Annotated in this window: 19 protein-coding genes; 10 read left to right on the top strand and 9 right to left on the bottom strand. The window is 54.1% G+C overall.

The window, feature by feature from the left end; genetic code table 11:
• Positions 1-766: 766 nt before the first annotated feature.
• Entirely contained in the window at positions 767-3,493 is a 2,727-nt protein-coding gene (locus tag C8N40_RS16155) for a lamin tail domain-containing protein (RefSeq protein ID WP_108212849.1), read from the bottom strand.
• Positions 3,494-3,881: 388 nt separating this feature from the next.
• On the opposite strand from C8N40_RS16155, the gene C8N40_RS16150 reads away from it, so the two are divergent.
• The 5 genes from C8N40_RS16150 to C8N40_RS16130 all read left to right on the top strand — a co-directional run bounded on the left by C8N40_RS16150 (position 3,882) and on the right by C8N40_RS16130 (position 7,299).
• Positions 3,882-4,871 carry an aspartate-semialdehyde dehydrogenase gene (locus tag C8N40_RS16150; protein WP_108212848.1) on the top strand — a complete coding sequence of 330 codons (990 nt, stop codon included), beginning with the start codon at positions 3,882-3,884 and terminating at the stop codon, positions 4,869-4,871.
• A 142-nt stretch (positions 4,872-5,013) separates the two neighbouring features.
• A complete protein-coding gene (locus tag C8N40_RS16145) occupies positions 5,014-5,541 on the top strand; it encodes a GNAT family N-acetyltransferase (protein WP_108212847.1) in 528 nt (175 codons plus the stop codon).
• A 346-nt stretch (positions 5,542-5,887) separates the two neighbouring features.
• Positions 5,888-6,349: a nuclear transport factor 2 family protein gene (locus C8N40_RS16140; protein ID WP_108212846.1), complete on the top strand. Its 462-nt coding sequence runs from the start codon at positions 5,888-5,890 to the stop codon at positions 6,347-6,349.
• A gap of 195 nt (positions 6,350-6,544) precedes the next feature.
• Positions 6,545-6,757, top strand: a complete 213-nt coding sequence (locus tag C8N40_RS16135; RefSeq protein ID WP_108212845.1) for a PLDc N-terminal domain-containing protein — start codon at positions 6,545-6,547, stop codon at positions 6,755-6,757.
• A gap of 14 nt (positions 6,758-6,771) precedes the next feature.
• Positions 6,772-7,299 carry a GNAT family N-acetyltransferase gene (locus C8N40_RS16130; protein WP_108212844.1) on the top strand — a complete coding sequence of 176 codons (528 nt, stop codon included), beginning with the start codon at positions 6,772-6,774 and terminating at the stop codon, positions 7,297-7,299.
• Positions 7,300-7,452: 153 nt separating this feature from the next.
• Here C8N40_RS16130 and C8N40_RS16125 read toward each other — a convergent pair whose 3' ends face one another.
• From C8N40_RS16125 to C8N40_RS16110, 4 genes are all read right to left on the bottom strand, one after another.
• Positions 7,453-7,968 carry a hypothetical protein gene (locus C8N40_RS16125; protein ID WP_108212843.1) on the bottom strand — a complete coding sequence of 172 codons (516 nt, stop codon included), beginning with the start codon at positions 7,966-7,968 and terminating at the stop codon, positions 7,453-7,455.
• A 114-nt stretch (positions 7,969-8,082) separates the two neighbouring features.
• The gene (locus C8N40_RS16120) at positions 8,083-9,225 is read right to left on the bottom strand and encodes an FAD-dependent monooxygenase (protein ID WP_108212842.1); all 1,143 of its coding nucleotides are present in this window, start codon (positions 9,223-9,225) and stop codon (positions 8,083-8,085) included.
• A gap of 104 nt (positions 9,226-9,329) precedes the next feature.
• Entirely contained in the window at positions 9,330-10,406 is a 1,077-nt protein-coding gene (locus tag C8N40_RS16115) for a lysylphosphatidylglycerol synthase transmembrane domain-containing protein (protein WP_108212841.1), read from the bottom strand.
• Positions 10,407-10,509: 103 nt separating this feature from the next.
• Entirely contained in the window at positions 10,510-11,286 is a 777-nt protein-coding gene (locus C8N40_RS16110; RefSeq protein ID WP_211318127.1) for a segregation and condensation protein A, read from the bottom strand.
• 372 nt (positions 11,287-11,658) lie between these two features.
• Here C8N40_RS16110 and dxs point away from each other — a divergent pair, with 372 nt between their 5' ends.
• Entirely contained in the window at positions 11,659-13,575 is a 1,917-nt protein-coding gene (gene dxs / locus C8N40_RS16105; protein WP_108212916.1) for a 1-deoxy-D-xylulose-5-phosphate synthase, read from the top strand.
• A gap of 229 nt (positions 13,576-13,804) precedes the next feature.
• On the opposite strand, the gene C8N40_RS16100 is transcribed toward dxs, so the two are convergent.
• Entirely contained in the window at positions 13,805-14,161 is a 357-nt protein-coding gene (locus tag C8N40_RS16100) for an endonuclease domain-containing protein (RefSeq protein ID WP_108212839.1), read from the bottom strand.
• Between the two features lie 171 nt (positions 14,162-14,332).
• On the opposite strand from C8N40_RS16100, the gene C8N40_RS16095 reads away from it, so the two are divergent.
• Together C8N40_RS16095 and C8N40_RS16090 are read left to right on the top strand one after the other, a co-directional pair.
• Complete coding sequence (locus C8N40_RS16095; protein WP_108212838.1) at positions 14,333-15,109, top strand: alpha/beta fold hydrolase; 777 nt, start codon at positions 14,333-14,335, stop codon at positions 15,107-15,109.
• Between the two features lie 251 nt (positions 15,110-15,360).
• Positions 15,361-16,542, top strand: a complete 1,182-nt coding sequence (locus C8N40_RS16090) for an MFS transporter (RefSeq protein WP_108212837.1) — start codon at positions 15,361-15,363, stop codon at positions 16,540-16,542.
• 75 nt (positions 16,543-16,617) lie between these two features.
• Here the strand turns inward: C8N40_RS16090 and C8N40_RS16085 are convergent, their stop codons facing one another.
• On the bottom strand, positions 16,618-17,031 hold the full coding sequence (locus C8N40_RS16085) for a hypothetical protein (protein ID WP_108212836.1): 414 nt from the start codon (positions 17,029-17,031) through the stop codon (positions 16,618-16,620).
• Positions 17,032-17,195: 164 nt separating this feature from the next.
• Here C8N40_RS16085 and C8N40_RS16080 point away from each other — a divergent pair, with 164 nt between their 5' ends.
• Entirely contained in the window at positions 17,196-17,534 is a 339-nt protein-coding gene (locus C8N40_RS16080) for a LysM peptidoglycan-binding domain-containing protein (protein ID WP_108212835.1), read from the top strand.
• 110 nt (positions 17,535-17,644) lie between these two features.
• Here C8N40_RS16080 and C8N40_RS16075 read toward each other — a convergent pair whose 3' ends face one another.
• Positions 17,645-18,871 carry an alpha/beta fold hydrolase gene (locus C8N40_RS16075; RefSeq protein WP_245905151.1) on the bottom strand — a complete coding sequence of 409 codons (1,227 nt, stop codon included), beginning with the start codon at positions 18,869-18,871 and terminating at the stop codon, positions 17,645-17,647.
• A gap of 160 nt (positions 18,872-19,031) precedes the next feature.
• On the opposite strand from C8N40_RS16075, the gene C8N40_RS16070 reads away from it, so the two are divergent.
• A complete protein-coding gene (locus C8N40_RS16070; RefSeq protein ID WP_108212834.1) occupies positions 19,032-19,853 on the top strand; it encodes a sulfite exporter TauE/SafE family protein in 822 nt (273 codons plus the stop codon).
• A gap of 89 nt (positions 19,854-19,942) precedes the next feature.
• Here the strand turns inward: C8N40_RS16070 and C8N40_RS16065 are convergent, their stop codons facing one another.
• Positions 19,943-20,389 (bottom strand): DUF2059 domain-containing protein, encoded by a 447-nt coding sequence (locus C8N40_RS16065; protein WP_108212833.1) that lies wholly within the window; start codon positions 20,387-20,389, stop codon positions 19,943-19,945.
• Between the last annotated feature and the right edge of the window lie 202 nt (positions 20,390-20,591).

Raw genomic sequence — 20,591 nt, 5'->3', positions numbered from 1 at the left:
TACCACTGCTGTTCCGGACTTCTTTGTCCGGAACCTCCTCTGCCGCGGACATCCTTGTCCGCTTTTCTGCAGTGCCGGGTCCAACCACCCCTGGCCCCTCCTTGGCTAAGGCGGGGATCCTGCTACTGCTTTGGCAGAAGTATAAGTTGCATAGTTGCTGTTCTCGCGCGGACAGGTCGCGACCTGTCCCTACAAGTGTAAACCCACCCCTTGCCCCTCCGAGGGGGGGAATTATATTTGCCCCTTTCGCTGTCATCTCGAGCAGCGTGAGAGATCTATCGGGAATTCTAATCAGATCTCTCCCAAAGGTCGAGATGACAGTAGTAGCAGCGGCTATCGAACTTATCCCAGCCTTTGGGTGGAGCGCCTCGAGAGGTTCCGGTGCCTGAAAGGCATTGCGACCGAAGGGTAGCAAAGGAAGCGAAAGCAGCGCGATGCCCTTATCGAGGGCCCTACCCCCAAGGCGAGGCCTCCCGGCCTAGGAGGGCAGAAAGGAGGAGATGAAACGAGCCGCTTGTGGGGCTGGAGGATGAACTGCAGCTAGTAAGGATAGCTTATGTCAAGTTGCGGGAAGCAGGGGCTATGAAAGTATAAAGTATAAATTGGTAAGTATAGGAAGTATAGCTGAAGTATAAGTATGGCTTTTCAAGCCACTCGGATTGCAAATCCGAGAAAATAGAAAGGCACGGGTTGCAAACCCGCGCCAGCGAGGAGGATCACCACTAAAGGCAAAAACGGGCGCTTGCGCCAGCTTAAGGTTATCACCTTAAAACCTCCCGCCCACCACTACCTTCTCCTTATGCACACTCTTCTGGCCGTTCAGCCCGAACAGCTCGATGTAGAAAATATAATAGCCGATATTGGCCTTAGCACCGTCCTCACGCAAGCCGTCCCAGCGGAAGAAGCCGTTGGCCGCCAGCAGCTCGTTGCGGGCAAGCTTGCGAATTTCACGGCCCTGCGCATCAAAAACGGTAATATTTACGACCAGCCCGGTTTGCTCGGTGGCGTAGTTGATGGTCGTGAAGTCTTCGTAGCCGTCACCATCAGGGGAGAAAACCCTGGGCGAAATTTCAAATACCCGCTGTGCCTGCACTCCCTCCTGCGACTGCGAATTTTTATACCCTGGCGTGGCAAAAACGGTAGTCGCTGCCGAGTGGAAGTTGTTGGCTATACTTGGCCCTTCTAGCCGCACCCGCTCCAGCGAGACTCCGTTCTTATCGTCCAGCAAGGCAAAGTGCATGTCAGAAGTATAGCTGAACCTATCCGCCACCTGGCCATCCGGCTGCAGGACAAACACGGTGCCGGCATCGTCGGGGTAGCTGGGTAGGCTGGTCATGCGCAAGAAGGTTTCCTGGCGGGAGGCGGGGTAATTGGCTTTGATGTTCTCAGGGTTAGAGGTGAGCACCACGTATTGTCCCGGCGCGAGCACGTAAGGAGCAGCGGTTATACTTCGGAAGTTGCTGATAGAGTCGTTGCTGAGGTTGGCCAGTTGCCAGTTTCGCAGGTCTATGTACTTGTCGCTGCGGTTTACCAGCTCCACGAAGTCCACGCCGCCGGGCCGTGGGTTGAAGAGAATCTCGTTGATGACCACATCGCCGGGGGCGGGGGCTGAAGGGAGGGCAAAAGTAGCGGTTAAGGGCTGACTGCGGTTGCCGGCACAGTCGGTTATACTTTGGGCGGTGAGGGTATAGGGTTGCCGCTCCTGCAGTGGGGACGCAAGTAGAAGCATAACCTCATGGAACAGCGGGCCTTGCACCTGCACACCGGCCACGTCTATACTTGGGCTGATGTTGTAGTGGGCTATACTTGCCGCTTGCGTGCTGTCGAGGCGCTCGTTGAAGCGAAGTATAACTCTGTCTGGTGAGGTGGCGATGGCATCAACAAGTATGGGTGGCGTGTTGTCGGGGTTGGAGGCGGCCACGGCGTTGGCTTGTGCCGGCGTACCGCCGCGCGGGTCCGCGGAGGCCGTCCAGTTCTCAATGCCGGCGCAGGGATTGGTGACGTCTATCATCTCCAGGCTCCAGCCGCCTTCGCGCTTGGTGTTGTGCTTGTACCAGGTGTCGGCGTAGTTTACCGCGTATATTAGCATGCCATTGGGCTGGCGCAGTTGCAATAGCTCGCCGCTGTTGTTCAGGCTCGGGAAGTTGCTGATGCCGATTACTTTGCCGAACTGGCTAAACTGCTGCACCTGGCTGTTGGGCACGACCACCGCATACTCCTGCGGCAGCAGCTGCACATCCGGAAGTATGGACGTGGAGGTAGCATCGGAATAGCGGATGCCTTGCAGCCGCAGCACCTTGCCGGTGGGGTTATACAGTTCGATGTACTCCTGTGCCGGCAAGCCAACTGTGGGCGTTTCATCAGCCATGATTTCGGTGATGAGCAGTTCGTTGTAGCCGGGCAGCACGGCCGGAGGCACAAAGCTGAAACTGGAAAGTATAGGCGCCGCGAGGCCGTTGCCGTACAGGTCCTGCAAGTTGTATATACTTAGCTCGTTGGCGCCCGTGCTGAAGCTTCGCCCGAATACCAGGCGCACGGTGGCATCTCCGGTAAGCTCCGCCAGGATGGGGTTTATACTTCCGTTCAACGTATAGTTCGTTGCGCGCTGTGCCTGCTCTGGCTGCAGTGGCTCGTTAAAGCGAAGTATCAGTTCCTGCGGGTTTACCGTCTGCAGCTCGTCCAGTACCGGCGGCTGGGCGTCAGTAATCCTGAAATCGTCGAAATAGAAGCGCTGGCTATTGGCCGAAGTATAGCGCAGCAGCACGCCAAAGTATAAAGAGCGCCTATGCGTGGCGTCGGTGGCGGTGCCCTGGCTCATGTAGCTTTGGCCGGTGCCGGTAACATCTATACTTAGCTCCCATTCGAAATTTATACTTCTGGTTACCCGCACGCGCACCACGTTGTTGCTGGTGGCCACCGTTTTGTCCTGCCCGTTGATGATGATAGTAGCGGCCTTGCCGGCGTCTTTGCGGTAGAGGCTCACCTCGTCGGCGGTGTTGCCGATGCGCACAAAGTAGCCGTTCACGTCAGGGGCTTTCAGGTCTTCTTTATCGGAAATCAGATACACGTCGGTGTAATTGCTGGCGGAGGTGGCCAGCCTGAGGTTGGCCCAAAACTCCCAGGTGGTGCCCACGGCTGCCTGCGAGGAAGTGGTAAGCTGCAGGACGGTGCCGGTTACCGCTGGGCCGCTAGATTGGAGCTGGTTTTGTGGGTTGATGATAAAGCTATTGACATCGCCGCTCCAGGTAGGGTTGTGGGTGAAGTTGCCGTCGGAGAAGGTTTCCTGCAGCTGGGCGGCGGCCAAAAACGGAAGCAGCAGAAGTATAAAAACCCCTGCCAAGCCTGACTTATATGCTGGCTTTATACTTTCCAGGTAAGTATGGCGCAGGAAATTCCTGCTGGAAATAGCCCCACAGCGGAAGTTTTTGCTTGCAAAAGCTGCGATGAAGGTGTTAATTTTCTGCGCAAACGATTGTGGTAAAGTTTGTTTCATGCCTGAATTGTGCTGAAAACTTCCGAAATTGCGATTGCGTGAGGGATAGAGCCGGCACCCCGCAGCGTGAGCGAGGAGTAGAGGCGAAAGCCCGGCCTGCTCGCGCAAGCGAAAGGACACGCCCAAAGTATAAACGCTCACAGGTACTGAAAACGCTGTGAGTCAGAAGGTAACGCAGCCGCTTTTCTGAATTTTAGAACTATTACGGGAGGCGGCTGGAGAAGTTAAAAAGTTGGGAAGTTAGAAAGGTATAAGTTAGAAAGTTTGGAAGGAATAGCCTGTAGGGACAGGTCGCGACCTGTCCGAATCCTTGCACCAAGCAATCAGCAATCAACAATCTAACCATTTAACAATCATCAATTAAACCATTAATTATATACCCTAAACAATGAAAGTAGCAGTAGTTGGCGCCACCGGATTGGTAGGCGGCGAGATTTTGAAAGTACTGGCGGAGCGCGACTTCCCGGTAACAGAGTTGATGTTGGTTGCTTCTGAGAGGTCTGTTGGTAAACAGATGGAGTTTAAGGGTAAACAGATAAAGGTTATCGGGATGCAGGACGCGATTGCGGCTGCCCCGCACATTGCCATTTTCTCTGCCGGCGGCAGCACCTCTACCGAGTGGGCCCCAAAGTTTGCAGAAGTGGGTACCGTGGTGGTGGATAACTCCTCGGCCTGGCGCATGGACCCGACCAAGAAACTGGTAGTGCCCGAAATTAACGCCAAAGAACTGACGAAAGAAGATAAGATTATTGCCAATCCGAACTGCTCGACCATCCAGATGGTGGTGGCCCTGAACAAGCTGCACGAGGAGCTAAAGGCCACCCGCATTGTGGTGAGCACCTACCAGTCGGTGACGGGTACGGGTGTGAAGGCGGTGGAGCAGCTCATGAACGAGCGTGCGGGCAAGGAAGGTGAGAAGGCATACCCTTACCCAATCGACCTGAACGTGCTGCCGCACATCGACGTATTCCAGGACAACGGCTATACCAAGGAGGAGATGAAGATGATCCTGGAAACCAAGAAGATAATGGGCGACGACTCTATCCGCGTGACGGCCACGGCGGTGCGCATCCCGGTAATGGGTGGCCACTCCGAGTCGGTGAACGTGGAGTTTGAGAAGGATTTTACGCTGGACGAAGTATACCGCATCCTGAACCAGACCGAAGGCGTGAAGGTAGTAGACGATGTGAAGAACCTGCAGTACCCGATGCCAAAAGACGCGCACGGCAAAGACGAGGTGCTGGTAGGTCGCGTGCGCCTCGACGAAACCCAGCCGCGCACCGTGAACATGTGGATTGTGGCCGATAACCTGCGCAAAGGCGCCGCCACCAATGCCGTGCAGATTGCCGAGTACCTGGTGAAGCACGAGCTGGTGTAGGTTTGGTTGCGTATCACGACACACGTATCACGTAGCACGACAAAGTATAAGTATAAATTGCTCTTCCGGACTTCCATGTCCGGAAGCGAACTGATGGGGACTTCCGGGTCCCCATTTTTTGTTAAAGAAAGTTTTTAAAAGTATGGAAGACACCAGCATAGTAGAGGTAAGCTTCAACGACCTCAGTCAACTGCAAACTATCAGCAGGCAAACCTTCTTCGAAACCTTCTCGGCAAACAACACAGAAGAGAACATGGCGAAGTACCTGGCTGAAGAGCTTTCCCTAGAAAAGCTGACCACCGAACTGAACAACCCAAACTCGGCATTTTACTTTGCGATGCTTGGTAGTACTGTCATCGGGTATTTAAAGCTGAACTTTGGCCAATCGCAGACAGAATTGAAAGACGACAGAGCCGTTGAGATTGAGCGGATTTATGTGCTGAAGGCATACCACGGCAAAAGCGTTGGGCAACTGCTCTACAACAAGGCCATCCAAGTGGCCAGGGAGACAAACGCCGACTATGTCTGGCTGGGCGTCTGGGAAGAAAACCTCAGAGCCATCAACTTTTATAAAAAGAACGGCTTCGTTGCCTTCGACAAGCACATCTTCAGGCTGGGAAATGACGAGCAAACGGATATTATGATGAAGCTAGAGTTGAGGGATAGGTAAAGGCGCCGCATACCGCAAGTTTAGCGAAGCGTAACTTGTGGTTAAGTATAGCAGCAGTTTGCAGTCTTTGCTTTGCAAAAGCAAGGACTGCAAACTGCTGCTATACTTTATACTTTGGCTAAGGTATAGTGTGAAGGATGGTTGAAGGTATACTTTTCTGCTGGCGCAGAAAGCAAGTTGGCCTGTCCCGAAGCATTTCGGGGAAACTTGCCTCATGTACAGCCACAAGTTACGCTTCGCTAAACTTGCGGCATGTAAAGGTTAGCCATACGCTCGACTCCACTTAAAGGCAGAGAAGCTCGTACTGTCTATAAATTGGTACATGGAGTTTTAAAGCCAACCTGCTATGAAATACGCTTTACTTTTCATTTTAACCTTCCTGTTCCTTAGTTCGGCACTTGCACAACAGGATAACCTGAACGCGACATTGCAAGCAGAAATCAAGGCGTTGGATCAGGCGCATGCCATGGCCATATTGAATGGTGATGCCTTAGCATTGGATAGTTTGATGGATGATGAGGTGACAGTGAATCATCCTACTAACCGAATCGTGAAAGAGAAGCAAGAGTTGCTTGACCTGATAAAGCAGGGGGTAATCCGGTATACATCCTTTGAACGGACTCCGGAAACGTTCCTGTTTTTTGATGATATGGTGGTGGTTATGGGCAGTGAAATTGTTGTTCCAGCCAAGGGCGCACCCAACGCCGAAAAGAGGATACAACGCCGGTATACCAACATTTGGATGAAGAAAGATGGCAGGTGGCGGCTGACTGTTCGCCATGCGAATAACGTCTGCCCGACCTTATAGTAGGTACGTAGATTGAAACCCTGAACAGCGAGCCCAAAAGCATCCTTATACTTCCACGGATAGCCTTTCCGAACCGCAAATAGCATTACCCTTCTGTCTTACAAGTCCATACTTTTAAAATCAGGGAAAAACGCTTATACTTAGGCTTGTATTAAGAATACTCATCTTCGGATAGCAAACTTAACTCAACCGCACATGGAACTTGTCTCAGCCCAGACTGGGGTGATTATTTGGCAGATTTTTATAGCGTTTCACGTGATCCTGTTCATGACCGCCTGGACGATGATCCTGCTTAGCAGCAGACTAAATGCGCCCTATACGTTGGCTTGGATGCTCGGTACGCTGCTGCTGCCTGTGGTAGGGCCGGTTATCTTTTTTATGAGGCGCCGTTCATTCAACCGAGCATAAGCTAAAGCTGCCCCATGCCCGTACCACCTATCCACACCCAAAGGCTTGTACTTATCCCGTTTACCTTAGACGTAGCGCGGGCGCTTCGGGCTGGCAACACCGGTATACTTGCCGAGGTTGGCCTGCAGCCCACCCGCATCTGGCCCGACCAGGAAAGTATGGACACCTTGCCCCGCATCATTAAACGGCTGGAGCAACTACCCGAACCAACCGGCTTTGAGTCGTGGATGATTGTGCTGAAACACAACGCCACGGTGATAGGGGATGCCGGTTTTAAAGGGGCTCCGAACAAAGACGGTGTTGTGGATATCGGCTATTCCATCATCGAGCAGGAACAGCAGCGCGGTTACGGACTCGAAACGGCCCAGGCACTGGTGGCGTGGGCCTTCCGGCAGCCGCAGGTAAAATGCGTCACGGCGAACTGCCTCCTGGAAAACGCTGCCTCTATCCGCCTGCTGGAAAAACTGGGCATGCAGGAAGTGGTGCGGGACGACGAGATGATCTACTGGAAGCTGCACCCGCAGCACGCCAGGTACTCCTAATCCTAAGTTGCGATTAACCCACCCCTAACCCCTCCAAGGAGGGGAATTCCAGCAAGTGTAATATGGTTCCCAGCAAGGGCTGGGTTTACACTTCTACCAGGCAGTAAGTTGAGTTTCTAAATTAAAAAAGCCGGTCAGTAGCCGGCTTTTGTGTTACTCTGCGGAGGCTGCCTCGCCCTCCGGGCAGGGGTTGTCCATCAGCATCCGGATGTTATCCACACAGGGCTCGGGGATAAAGGCGTATACTTCCTGGTTTCCGCTGCAGTACTTAAAGCTGGCAAAGGTAGCGCGGCTTTTAGGGTAAATCCACTTGTCATCGCCGCAGCCATACACAAAAAGCGGGAAATCGTTGTAGTAGTAGTCTACATACGAGGCCACTTCCTCGCCCTTCACAAACAGCAGGCGGCGGTGATTATCCGGTACTTCGGCACCTTCCCACTTAAACCCAATCACGTCGCTGATGGCTTTCTGATCCTCGTTCGGCTGAAAGTAGTACATCACATCCCAGTCAAAATCCGTCAGTTCGGCCATTTGGATGGTTTTATACCCTGCTGCACCGGCCTCGCCCTCGGTTACAGCGGCTTTCAGTTTCTGGTTAAGCTCCTGGTTAGAGCCGGAGCAGCCAAAAAGCAGCAGCGCGAAGGCGAAAAGCAGTGTGTATCTAAGCATGAAGGATAAATTTGAAGTATGATTTTGAGCACTAAGAATGGTTGAATCTACACATAAATTCCCGTTCCGCATAGGAAAGGGAAACGGCTTGGGGTATATCAAAAGTATAGCCTGCTAAAAGTCAACCTGATAGAGCCACTCCATCTGGCTTTGGGTAACTGCTGTGGGCATAGCCCCGAAGGTCACCTTGCGGAGGCCGCGCAGCACCGGGTTTTCCCACTGCGACACCGCCCCCAGCAGCCGCGAGAGACGGATTACCTTGGCGGTGCGGGCCAGCCGTCGTTGCTCATACTGTATTAGAGCCCTTTCTATACTTTTCTCCTGCTGCAGGCACTGCCCCAGCACCACGGCGTCCTCAATGGCCTGACAGGCGCCCTGGCCCATGTTGGGCGAGGTGGCATGCGCAGCGTCGCCCAGTAGCAGTACCCGGCCGTAGGCAAAACGCTTCAGGGGTCTCAGGTCGGCAATGTCGCCCCAGATAAGCTGCTCGGGAGGCGTTGCGCCCAATATAGCGGGTACGGCAGGAGGGAGGTCCGCGAAGTGTTCTGCCAGGTCGGTGGGCTGCGTCCGGCGCATCTGCTCGCTGTTTTGCGGCGCGTTGATGCAGGCATACCAGTATACTTTGTCGTCTTTAAGGGGAGCAATGCCCACCCGCCCCTGCGGTGCCCAGGTTTCCGCCGAAATCTTCTCGTTTATCGCCACTCCCGGATTCTCTATCACGCCGCGCCAGCAAGTATAACCGGCGTAGCGGGGCTTTCTCTGGGGCAGCAGTTGTTGCCGTATGGCAGAGTTGATGCCATCGGCGGCAATAAGCAGGTCAGCCGTGGCGGTGGTGCCGTCGGTAAAGTATAGCTGTACCTGGTTGCCTTGCTGGTTAATACGTTGGCAGCGCTTGTTTAAGTATAACGTGCCCGGCTGCAGGCGCTGGGCCAGCGCATCGTGCAGGTCGGGGCGGTGAATCACGAAGTTGTTGATGCCGTACTTGCGGCTGAGCGGCCGGGTATCCATGTTGCTGATGATGCCTCCGCGCTCGTCAAAGATAGTGAGGGCCTCCAGCTGCCTGCCTCTGGCCACCACCTCGTCGGCCACGCCCAGGCGCTGCAGGCCCTGCATAGCATTGGCGGCCAGCCCCACCCCGGCGCCAACCGGCTTCAGTTCCGGCGCCGCCTCGTATACTTCCGCTTCAAATCCGGCTTGCTGCAACGCGATGGCTGCGCACAAACCGCCTATACCTCCCCCTACAACGATAACTTTCATGGCTATACTTTATGCTTCAACCGCAAAGGTAAGGCAAGTGTTGGAACCTGAGGTATACTGGTAGCCGTGGAGGTGCCTCTGCCGACAAACTTTGCAGTCAGGTGTTAGCGGTTCATTTCGGAGGCCAGTGCCTCTTCTTCCTGCGCTTTGTTGCCGAACACTTTGGCTATCCACTTGGGCAGGAAGATGGAGCCCAGCACCAGGTATGGGTAGTACGTGATGAGGCGGTAGAGCACCACCACCACGCTGGCAAAGCCACCCAAAAACAGCCCAAAGAAGCTAGGGAAAGCCATCTCCACGATACCGGCGCCGCCCGGCGTAATGGCGATCAGCATCACAATCCAGAAAATGAGGTTGCGGGAGATGATGAGCATGTGCTCGCTGAAGGTGACATCCACAAAGGCGGCAATAAGGCAGTTGAGCAGGAAGTAGCGCGCTACCCACACAAAAATGGTGGAAAGGATGGCGCTGGCCCAATAGCCGAAGTTCTTCCCTTTGAGTTGCTCCGAGGCCCACACGATCTCATTGCCGTGCTGAAACGCGCTTACGCGCCATTTGCGCAGGAAGCTGTAAGACGTGATCTTAAGCAGCAACCACTTAAAGGCGCGCGGGCGCACAAACAGCGCGTAGATCATGATGAAAGTATAGATCGCTATGAGGGAGTAGCTGATGTAAAAGGCCATTTTCAGCTTGTCCACGTCAGAAGGGTCCAGGTTAAAGGTCGGGAACACTTCCCCCTGCGTTGCCAGGAGGGCAATCGGCGCGGCCACGATGAAAAACATGTTGTCCAGCACGGCCGTGAGCATCACGTAGGCCAGCGACTTGCCCAGCGGAATTCCTTCCTTGTTGAGGATGATGGTGGCCACCGTGGTGCCGCCCACCACCGAGGGGGTAACGGCAGAGGCAAATTCCCAGAGCATGATCACATCGAGGCTGTTACGCCAGGTCAGGAATTTATCGGTGAGGGATCGGATGCGGTAGATGTAGCCAAAGTCGCGGATGAGCAGCACCAGCAGGGCTGCTACTAACCACCAGATGTTGGCCTCGGCAATCCCTTTCAGCTCCCCAATCTTGTCGTCTTTGATAAAGAGCCAGGCCGTAGCCCCAAGCCCCAGCACGACAGGCACCAGTATCTTGATCGGGCTAAAGCTCTTTACTATGGTTTTTTGGTTCTGATCCATTTAAAATCATCATGGTCTACCCGGCTCACTTTATAGATGGTGTTTTGCCAAGCCGGGCACGCGATGGAAGAATGCAGGGGCGCGGGGCTCCTTAAACAGTGTTTTACGCTTGCTCTACGAGTAGTTGTGTCACCTGGGCTGCCTGCCCTTCGGCCACGGTGATGATAAAATCGTTAAAGCCCTCGCCTACCTCGATGCCGATCTGGTTGAGCTGCAGCATGTCCAGTATGGCCAGGAAGTTAAAGATCATGCCGATCTTGTCCGGGAACTCCTCTATCAGACTGGAAAAGGTAACGCGGTCGCGCTGCTTTACCATACGCAGGATAATGTCGCGCTGCCCCTCAATCGTATACGGGTACTGGATAACGGTGTGCTTGGGTCTGTTCTGCTCTTCCTCGTAGCGCGTCATCACTTTTTCGAACACGCGCATGATCTTGTAGAGGCTCAGGTCCTGCAGCTCATACTCAAAGTGGTTGGCATTGGCGATCTGCTGCAGTTCGTGGTGTATGTTGCCGCGGTTTTCCTGCGCCAGGCGCTGGTCCTCCATCACCGACAGCTCCGGCACCACGCTTTTATACTTCTTGTACTCCAGCAGGTGCTGCACCAGTTCCTGGCGTGGGTCTATCTCGTTGCCCTCCTCATCCTTCTCCACGCGCGGCAGCAGCATCTTAGCCTTAATGCGCATGAGCGTGGCGGCGGTAAGTATAAAGTCGCTGGCGACTTCCAGGTTCAGCTGCTCCAGCTCCTGCAGGTAACCCATAAACTCATTCGTGATCTGAAAGATCGGGATGTCGTGTATGTCGAGCTCATCGCGCTCAATAAAAAAGAGCAGCAGGTCGAACGGACCCTCAAACAACGGTAATCTAATCTCGAAACTCACCTTATCAACTCATTTTGGGCGCGTTTGGCTGCGCAGATGGCAAAAATAAACATTTTCAGTGGATTGTATACGCCCATTCTGCTGTTCTACCTGAAAGGGCCGAAGCAAAAGGTACAACAATTTAACCACACGCCTGTATACTGCAATATATTAAGTTATAGTGGCATAGGCAGGTAGGGCGGCTTCAACGAGTACGCTTTTATATGTATATGCAGATACCTTTATCTATAAGACGCGTACACTTGTTTTGCCACATAAAGTGGCAGCCAGTGTCTTTTTATTTTTAACTTTGCGCTTTGGTAAAGAGTACGGCATTTGTGCTTTTTAAACATTTACCCGTACTTTTTGTTAGTGGCCTATAAGGATAACTATATGATAATCAAACCCGGAGAGCTGCTTGCCTCCATCAACTCGCCTGCCGATCTGCGAAATCTGAAGCCGGAGCAGTTGCTGCAGGTAACTCAGGAGCTGAGGCAGTATATCATCGATGTAGTATCGATCCACGGCGGCCACTTTGGCGCCAGCCTTGGTGTGGTGGAGCTTACAACAGCCTTGCACTATGTGTTTAACACGCCTTACGACCAGTTGGTGTGGGATGTGGGGCACCAGGCATACGGGCATAAAATCCTGACGGGGCGCCGCGAGGTGTTCCATACCAACCGCAAGTATGGCGGCATCTCCGGTTTTCCGAAGCGCAAGGAAAGCGAGTACGATACCTTTGGCGTAGGCCACTCCAGCACGTCCATCTCGGCGGCACTGGGTATGGCCGTGGCCTCCAAGTATAAGGGCGAGGATAAGCGCCAGCACATTGCCGTGATCGGCGACGGTGCCATGACGGGCGGCATGGCCTTCGAGGCGCTGAACCACGGCGGCGTGGCCAATGCCAACCTGCTGGTGGTGCTCAACGACAACTGCATGAGCATCGACCCGAACGTGGGCGCCCTGAAAGAATATTTAACCGACATCACCACCTCCCGCACCTACAACAAAATGCGTGATGAGGTGTGGAAAATACTGGGCAAGATCAGCAAGTTTGGTCCGGATGCCCGCACCATCGTCTCCAAGATTGAGAGCGGCGTGAAGGCAGCCATCCTGAAGCAGAGCAACCTGTTTGAGGGTCTTAACTTCCGCTACTTCGGCCCAATCGACGGCCACGACATCAACCACCTGGTATCGGTGATGGAAGACCTGAAGCATATCCCGGGTCCGAAGATCCTGCACGTGCTCACCACCAAAGGCAAAGGCTTTGCCCTGGCCGAGAAAGAGCAGACCAAGTGGCACGCCCCGGGTACCTTCGATAAAATCACCGGCGAGATCTACAAAAAGCACTACGACGCGCCGCAGCCACCAAAATACCAGGACGTGTTTGGCCATACCTTGGTGGAGCTGGCCGAGCAGAATCCCAAAATCATGGGCATTACGCCTGCCATGCCATCGGGCTGTTCGCTGAACATCATGATGGCCGCCATGCCTGACCGCGCTTTTGATGTGGGCATTGCCGAGCAGCACGCTGTAACTTTTTCTGCTGGTTTAGCGACGCAGGGACTGGTACCGTTCTGTAACATCTACAGCTCGTTTATGCAGCGCGGCTACGACCAGGTAGTGCACGATGTGTGCCTGCAGAACCTGAATGTGGTCTTCTGCCTCGACCGTGCCGGTTTTGCCGGTGCCGACGGCCCAACGCATCACGGCGCTTACGACGTTGCCTACATGCGCTGCATCCCGAACATGGTGGTGTCGGCGCCGATGAACGAGCAGGAGCTGCGTAACCTGATGTACACGGCCTCGCAGGAGAACATGGGCCCGTTCACGATCCGCTACCCACGCGGCGAGGGGGTGATGCCGAACTGGCGCACACCGCTAGCGCCTATACAGGTAGGCAAAGGCCGCACTATTCAGGAAGGCGAGGAAGTAGCTATACTTACTTTCGGGCACGTGGGCAACTACGCCGTGGAGGTTTGCCAGAAGCTGGCGCACGACGGTATCCACCCAGGCCATTACGACATGCGCTTTGCCAAGCCGCTGGACGAGGAACTGCTGCACCACATCTTCTCCAAGTATGAAAAAGTGATTACCGTGGAAGACGGCTGCCTGCAAGGCGGTTTTGGAAGCGCGGTGCTGGAGTTTATGGTCGATAACGGCTATACGTCGCAGGTGAAGCGCCTGGGCATCCCGGACCGCATCTTCGAGCACGGCTCTCAGTTGGAACTACAGCACGAGGCAGGTTTCGCCCCAACCGACATAGAGAACACTGTACGCGAGCTGGCTGGTGTGCCGGTGAAAGTATAAACTGAAGAATAACAGTAAGGATCCAGAGCAAAGCCCCGCAGTATAAAAGCTGCGGGGCTTTTTTTGTCTGAATCAGGATTTACAGGATTTTAGGATGGACAGGATTTGTAGAGACCTTACGCTGCATCTTCTGCAGACATGAACATGCCTCCGTCCCTGCTGATGATGTCGAGCCTGCAACACCGGGTCCAACCACCCCTGCCCCTCCTTAGCCAAGGAGGGGAGCTTTCTACTTCCTAAAGTTGCTACGGATTACTTGTAGTGTAGCCTCTAGGTTTTCAAACACGTCTTTATTCTCAAAACGAAGAACCTTAATATTTAGATTGTTCAAGTATAAGTCTCTTTCACGATCTGCATACTCGGCTGCAGCATGGTTGTGCACCTGGCCATCTAACTCAACAGCTAAATACTCCGATGGGCAGTAGAAATCGAGTATGTAATTCCCGACACTATGCTGTCGTCTAAACTTCCTGCCTTCCATGCTTACATCTTTCAGATATTTCCATAATTCGGCTTCAGCAGGAGTTAAATTGCTACGTAATACTTTACGGTTATCCTTTAGGTATTTACGATTATGTTGTGCCATCCTTACGAAATTGTGCCATTGTTACGAAAAAAGCATCTTGCTAAACGGAAGATAGAAAAACAAGTATGAAAAAGCTCCCCTCCTTGGATAAGGAGGGGCAGGGGTGGTTGGACCCGGTGCTGTAAATATTCCGTATCCATTAACTTTGCTATCAATGAAAATCCTGATCTGATGACAAACACCTACACCGACCACGGCTCCGGCGATACGCTGGTTTTCCTGCACGGCTTCTGCGAGAGCAAAGAAGTATGGGCCGAGTTTACCCAGCCGCTGCAGCAGAAGTTCAGAATCCTGGCCCTGGACCTGCCCGGCTTCGGCGATAACACCGAAAATATCAGCAGCTATAGTATGGAAAGTATGGCCGACGAGGTGAAGCGGCAGCTGGACGAGCTAAATATAAAGAGCTGCCTCCTGGTAGGCCACTCGATGGGTGGCTACGTGGGGATGGCCTTTGCCGGGAAGTATGGCCACTTGCTCCGCGGCCTCTGCCTTTTCCACTCCTCCGCCCTGCCCGACACCGACGAGAAGAAAGAGCAACGCAACAAAAGTATAGATTTTGTGGAGCGCCACGGCGTGGACAACTTTATCAACCCCTTCATAGAGCCACTCTTTTACGAGGGAAACCGTGCGCGTCTGCAACAGGAGATAGAGCTGATGAAAAACATCGGCAAAGCCACCCCAAGGGAAAGTATAACCGGGGCCCTGGCCGCCATGCGTGACCGCCCCGACCGTAGCCAGGTGCTGCGCGAAATAAAGTGCCCGGTACTGTTCATCTTTGGCAAGGAGGATGGTGCCGTGCCGCTGGACAAGGCGCTGGAACAGTGTCACCTGCCTGGCAACAGTATGGTCTACTTCCTGGAGAAGACCGGCCACATGGGCATGTTTGAGCGAACCTACGAAACCCGCAAAGCCCTGGAGAAATTCGCGGAGACAATCCTGGGGAGTTAGAGAGTTTGGGAGTTTAAGAGTTAGAGAGTTGGTTTAGTGGTTGTATACTTAAAGGCTAGGTATGACAACAGTCTGGAGCTCCTTCAACTGAATCAGGGACTCTGGTAGGCAATCAACCAAAAGCTTTCGCTGTTTTATAATTTATACAGGGCAACAGGCATAATTTTTAACCCGCCAGTCTCCTCTGGCGCATGCCATACTTTCAATAGCAAAATCTGCCCTATCTTTATCCTTTTAGAACGCTCACCTGCATGACCAAAACCGCCATAGCGGCACCAGCACCTGCCCGCATACTACCCGTCATTGTGCTCTCGCAGTTTGCAGGCACCTCGCTGTGGTTTGCCGGAAACGCAGTGCTGCCAGAGCTGCAGGCATCGCTGGGGCTAAAGGGCGAGGCGCTCGGCCTGCTAACTTCCTCCGTGCAGCTGGGATTTATACTTGGCACGCTCTGCTTTGCCTTTTTCTCCCTGGCGGACAGGATATCGCCGCGTTTGCTTTTCCTGCTGTGCTCGCTGCTGGGGGCGCTGGCCAATGTGCTGCTGGCAGGCGCCACAAGTATAACCGGCGTGCTGCTGTTGCGCGGCATTACAGGGTTTTTGCTGGCGGGCATTTACCCGGTGGGTATGAAGATAGCAGCCAGTTGGTACAGTGGCGGGCTGGGCAAAGCCATCGGTTACCTGGTGGGCGCACTGGTGCTGGGCACTGCCTTTCCATACTTGCTGCGGGGGCTGGGGGCGTCGCTGCCCTGGCAGACGATGCTGCTGGCGATAAGTATACTTGCCGCCGCCGGTGGCCTGGCGATGTACCTGCTCGTGCCCAACGGACCCTACCTGAGTAAGGGTGCCCGGTTTGAGGTGGGCAATATGCTACGGGTATTCCGGGTAGGGGAGCTGCGGGCGGCCGCGCTGGGCTACTTTGGGCACATGTGGGAGCTTTATACTTTGTGGGCCTTTGTGCCGGTTATACTTGCCTACGCCTTTCCGGAGTGGGCACCGGGGCAGCTGTCGGTGTTTTGCTTCCTGGTGATAGCGGCCGGGGCTGTAGGCTGTGTGGCGGGCGGTTACCTGTCGCAGCGCTGGGGAAGCGGGCGTGTGGCCTTTGTGCAGTTGCTCTTGTCGGGGCTGTGCTGCGTGGCAAGCGTGTGGGTGCTGCAGCTACCCCAACTGCTGTTGCCCTTCCTGCTGTTCTGGGGCGTGGTGGTGGCCGGCGACTCACCGCAGTTTTCTGCGCTTACGGCCCGCGCCGCACCGCCACAACTGGTGGGTACGGCCCTCACGGTGGTCACTTCCATCGGCTTCGCTATTACGATTGTCAGCATACAGCTTACGGGTTACCTGCTCTCCGTAATGCCTTTGCGGGGCGTGTTTATACTTTTGGCAGTCGGGCCGCTGCTGGGGCTGCTTTCCATGCGCCCGCTGCTCCGGGCAAAATAAAAGCGGCAACCCGCTGTGCGCAGGCTGCCGCTGTAATCGAAACCGTATTTCTATACTTTAGAAGGTGCTGAAAAGTTATTTCTTCAGCTCCATTTCCATCACAGACCCGTCTGAGGCTCTCAGGTCCAGTTCATCGTCGTCCAGCTTTATCACCTCAAAGTTCTCCGACATATCTGCCCCTTCAAACTGCAGCGTCAGGCGCTTGGCGGATTGGTCAAACGTCCAGGTGCCGGTTTGCAGCGCAGCGCCTGCTCCCAGCGCAAAGCGGCCATCCGCGTAAAACTGCATGGTCTGGTCCTTCTCCGCGTCTGTTAGCTTCTCCTTATCGCCGGTGGCGTCGCGCTCCTTATCGGCTACCCATGTTTTGCTGCTGGTGCCTGCAATCATAGTTTCCGAGCCTACTTCTTCCTTGTTGCCACCGCAGCTTGTTATTAGTATGGCCAGCAGCACTGCCAACAGCCCATGCCAACCTTTTTTCATTGTTTCCATAGTTTTTTATTTAACATCTTGTTCTGAATGTTGCTTACGGCCTGCTCTGTATTGTCGTTGCAAAGGTTGGCACAACTAAGTGGCTGATACGGCGTATCTTATTTTATGCATGGCTATCTGTATCCATCGCTATGTAACCAAGTTTGATTTAAAAAGACAATAATATGGGACTGTCAGATTTTTTTAAGAAGGGAAAGAAGGAGCCCGCCAAACCATCGCCTAATGCGCCGTCGTCGAAGAACATGCAGACGCAACCGGGCACCCAGCCAGGACAACAGAACAAGGACTTTTTCGGCCAGAGCGGCATGAACAAAGCCACTGATGCCGGGCCAGGCCAGGACGTGTATACTGTGCAGAGCGGCGATTCGCTCTCTAAGATTGCCAAGAAGCACTACGGCGATGCCAACGCCTGGACCAAGATTTACAATGCCAACAAAGACAAGATCGGCGACAACCCAGACTTGATTCGTCCCGGTCAGCGCTTTGTGATTCCAAGAGACTAAAAATACCTGTTTGTGTTGAAGGTAGAACAGCCGGCTCCTATTGGGGCTGGCTGTTTGCCTTTCTATACTTTACGTATACATCGCGCCGGCTAGGGTGCTAGCGGTAAACCCTATTTAAAGCCCTGCAGCCAGGGCACCAGCGACTGCAGCATGGGGGCAAGCGCAGAACCATGGCCTTTGCCTTCTAGCGGGATAAACTCCAGCTGTTTGGCGCCGCCCGCCTTAAATCGCTCGTAGGTGGCGCGGGAGTTGCTGATCGGCACAATGTTGTCGGCAGTGCCGTGGTAGAGGCGGGTAGGGCGCTGCGGCACCCAATCGTGGAAGCTGTTGGCCAGGAGCGCCTGCTTCAGGGCCTGTTCCGCCCCATCCTGCTGCAGGTCGGCAAAGAACTCGGGGTTAAAGAGCTTTTTGGGATCGGTGGTAAGCTCGCGGTTAATGGCGCTGCCGCTCTTGCTGCCGTCGAACAAGGATGGCAGCCTGCTGGCGTAAGGCTCCTGAAAGAACTCCGAAAGCGGCCTGTTCCACTTGTTCGTGAGGTTGTAAGACTGCAGCACATACGCCAGGTAGGCCGGGTAAGGGTAGGATTGCCCGGTTTTAATGCCGCTGAGCATCTCCATCAAGTCGTAGCCTCCTGCGCCTGCCGCCGAAGCCGTCACTTGCAGCCCGTGCTCCGGGTTCGTTTCGATCTCTTTCTGCGCAGCCAATGTGACGTAGCCGCCTTCCGAATAGCCCACCAGGAAGAGCTTGTCGTCTGCCGCCACTTTTTCCTTTTCATAAAGCGTCTTGGCCGCCTTGATCAGGTCAACTACTGCCAGGCCTGAGTGCTTCTGGTCGTAGTAGGGGTGGAAGATGTTCTTGGAGGCCCCAAACCCGATGTAATCCGGAATCAGCGTGATGTAGCCGGCCGAGGCAAAGAGCTCAAAGCCCGACAGCCCCTCAAAATTTGAGGGAGCATCCTTCTCGGTGAAAATAGTACCATGCTGGGCACTGATAACAGGGGCCGGCGCACTCATGTTTTGCGGCAGGCACACCAGTCCGGAGGCGTGGATGGGCTGGCCCTGGTAAGTGGTGGTGTAAATCAGCCTGAAAACCGACACGCCATACTTTATCTCGTGGCCGTAGCTGCCAAAGCCTTGCTTTGAAACCAACTGCTGCAGCATTTCCTTCGGCACGCTCAGCAGCAGCTCCGACGACACATACAGGTCTTCGGCTACGGGCGGGGCTGGTGTGGGCTGCTCTTCGGCTACCGGGGCAGCGGCCGAGGCCTCTTCTTCGCAGGAAGTATGGCCCAGCAGGGTGCCGAGCAGCAAAGTATAAATAAAGAGTTTTTTTATCACGGGTGATGCCTTTCTGTTTTGCAGAAGTTCAACAGCGTTTTTGCCTAAGAAGTGCCCTTTATCAAAGTATAAGGCGATAAAATAAAAATAGGAGGACAGGTGCTTGGGCTCAGGTTGCCGTGCCGTATCTTGTGCCACTTTTTTATACTTTATACTTTCTGTGGAAGAGATTCTTTACCTGTGCCTGTTTGCCTTTATGGCGGGTTTCATAGATTCGGTGGTAGGAGGGGGCGGACTGATTCAGGTGCCGGCCCTGCTGGTGTTTTTGCCCGGTGTGCCGCTGCCCACGGTGTTCGGTACCGGCAAGTTTGCGGGTATTGCAGGCACCACGGCGGCGATGGTAAAGTATGTGCGCAGCGTCAGGATCAACTACCTGGCCATACTTCCGGCGGCTGCGGCGGCTTTTGTGTGCTCTTTCCTGGGCGCCCGTGCCCTGAGCCAGCTCGATGCCAATCTGCTGAAGCCGCTTATCCTGGTGCTGTTGGTGCTGGTAGCCGTTTATACGTTTATCAGGAAGGATTTTGGGTCGCTGCACGCGCCCAGGCTCACCGAATCGAAAGAGCGGCTGTATGGCTTGCTGGTTGGCGCGGCCATCGGCTTTTACGACGGCTTTTTCGGCCCCGGCACGGGCAGCTTTCTCATCTTCATCTTTATCGGCCTGTTTGGGTTTAACTTTCTGGCGGCCTCAGCGGCGGCCAAGGTGGTGAACGTAGCCACCAACCTCTCGGCTCTGCTGTACTTCGCCTGGAACGGGCATGTGCTCTACGAGGTGGCCGTACCGATGGCCGTGTGCAGCATCATCGGCTCGCAGCTGGGCACACGCACGGCGCTCAAGCGCGGCGTAGGTTTTGTGCGGGTGCTGTTCCTGGTGGTGGTTTCCGGCATTATCCTCAAATTCGCCTACGACACGTACGGCTCCGGCGGCAGTGACTTTGCCGGGCTTGCCAGCACCGTGCAGCAGTGGTTTGGCCGGAAAGGGTAGCCAAAGTATGGTTAAAACGAAACAGGCGCCACCTCCTGGAATGGGGAGTGGTGCCTGTTGCTTCTTATAGGTTTTACCGGTTTGGTAGCTTAGTTTTTAGGAAGTTTTCCTTCTGCCTGCATTTTCTGGATAATACGCATGGCAACTTCCTGGCCGTACTGCTGCCCCTTCATCATAGACTCCTGCATTACCAAAGGTGTTTTTTCCAGCATCTTCTGCCCAAGGGGAGTTTTGTACAAGGCGATCATGTCTTTGATATCCTGGTGCGTGTAGTGCTTGTCGTATATGGGGATGTTCAGATTGACAAGATCCTCAGCCGTGAAGGCTTTTTCAAACTCGTCCCACAGCTCTGCCGGAACGGATGTGTTTGTTCTGCGCATGGATTCCATACTTGTTTGGATGGCCTGCATGCCAAGCTCCCCGGCCTTGGTCAGGTGGAGCAGCTCCCGGATGTCCTTGATTTTGGCATTGTCCTGTGCAAATGCCGATGTACAGCTTAGCAGCAGCACCAGCGTGAGGGTGTAAAGTTGTTTCATGAATGTTAAAGTATAAAAGATAAAAAATTGCAGCTGGCAGAGGGGTTGGGCGGGTTGCCCACGGAGTGGGATCGGTCTGTTTTCATGTGGATTAGTAGGGTCGTGCGCGGGAGCAAAAGTAGGGATATATTCGTCTTTTTATACAACAAGGAAGGCTAAAAAAGAAACCAAGCCCAGTAAAAGGGGTAAAACAGCGAGCCCC

The sequence above is a fragment of the Pontibacter mucosus genome (assembly GCF_003054055.1).
Classification (GTDB): domain Bacteria; phylum Bacteroidota; class Bacteroidia; order Cytophagales; family Hymenobacteraceae; genus Pontibacter; species Pontibacter mucosus.
Note: the sequence above shows the minus strand (reverse complement) of the source record. Positions and strands in the feature narration are given on the sequence as shown.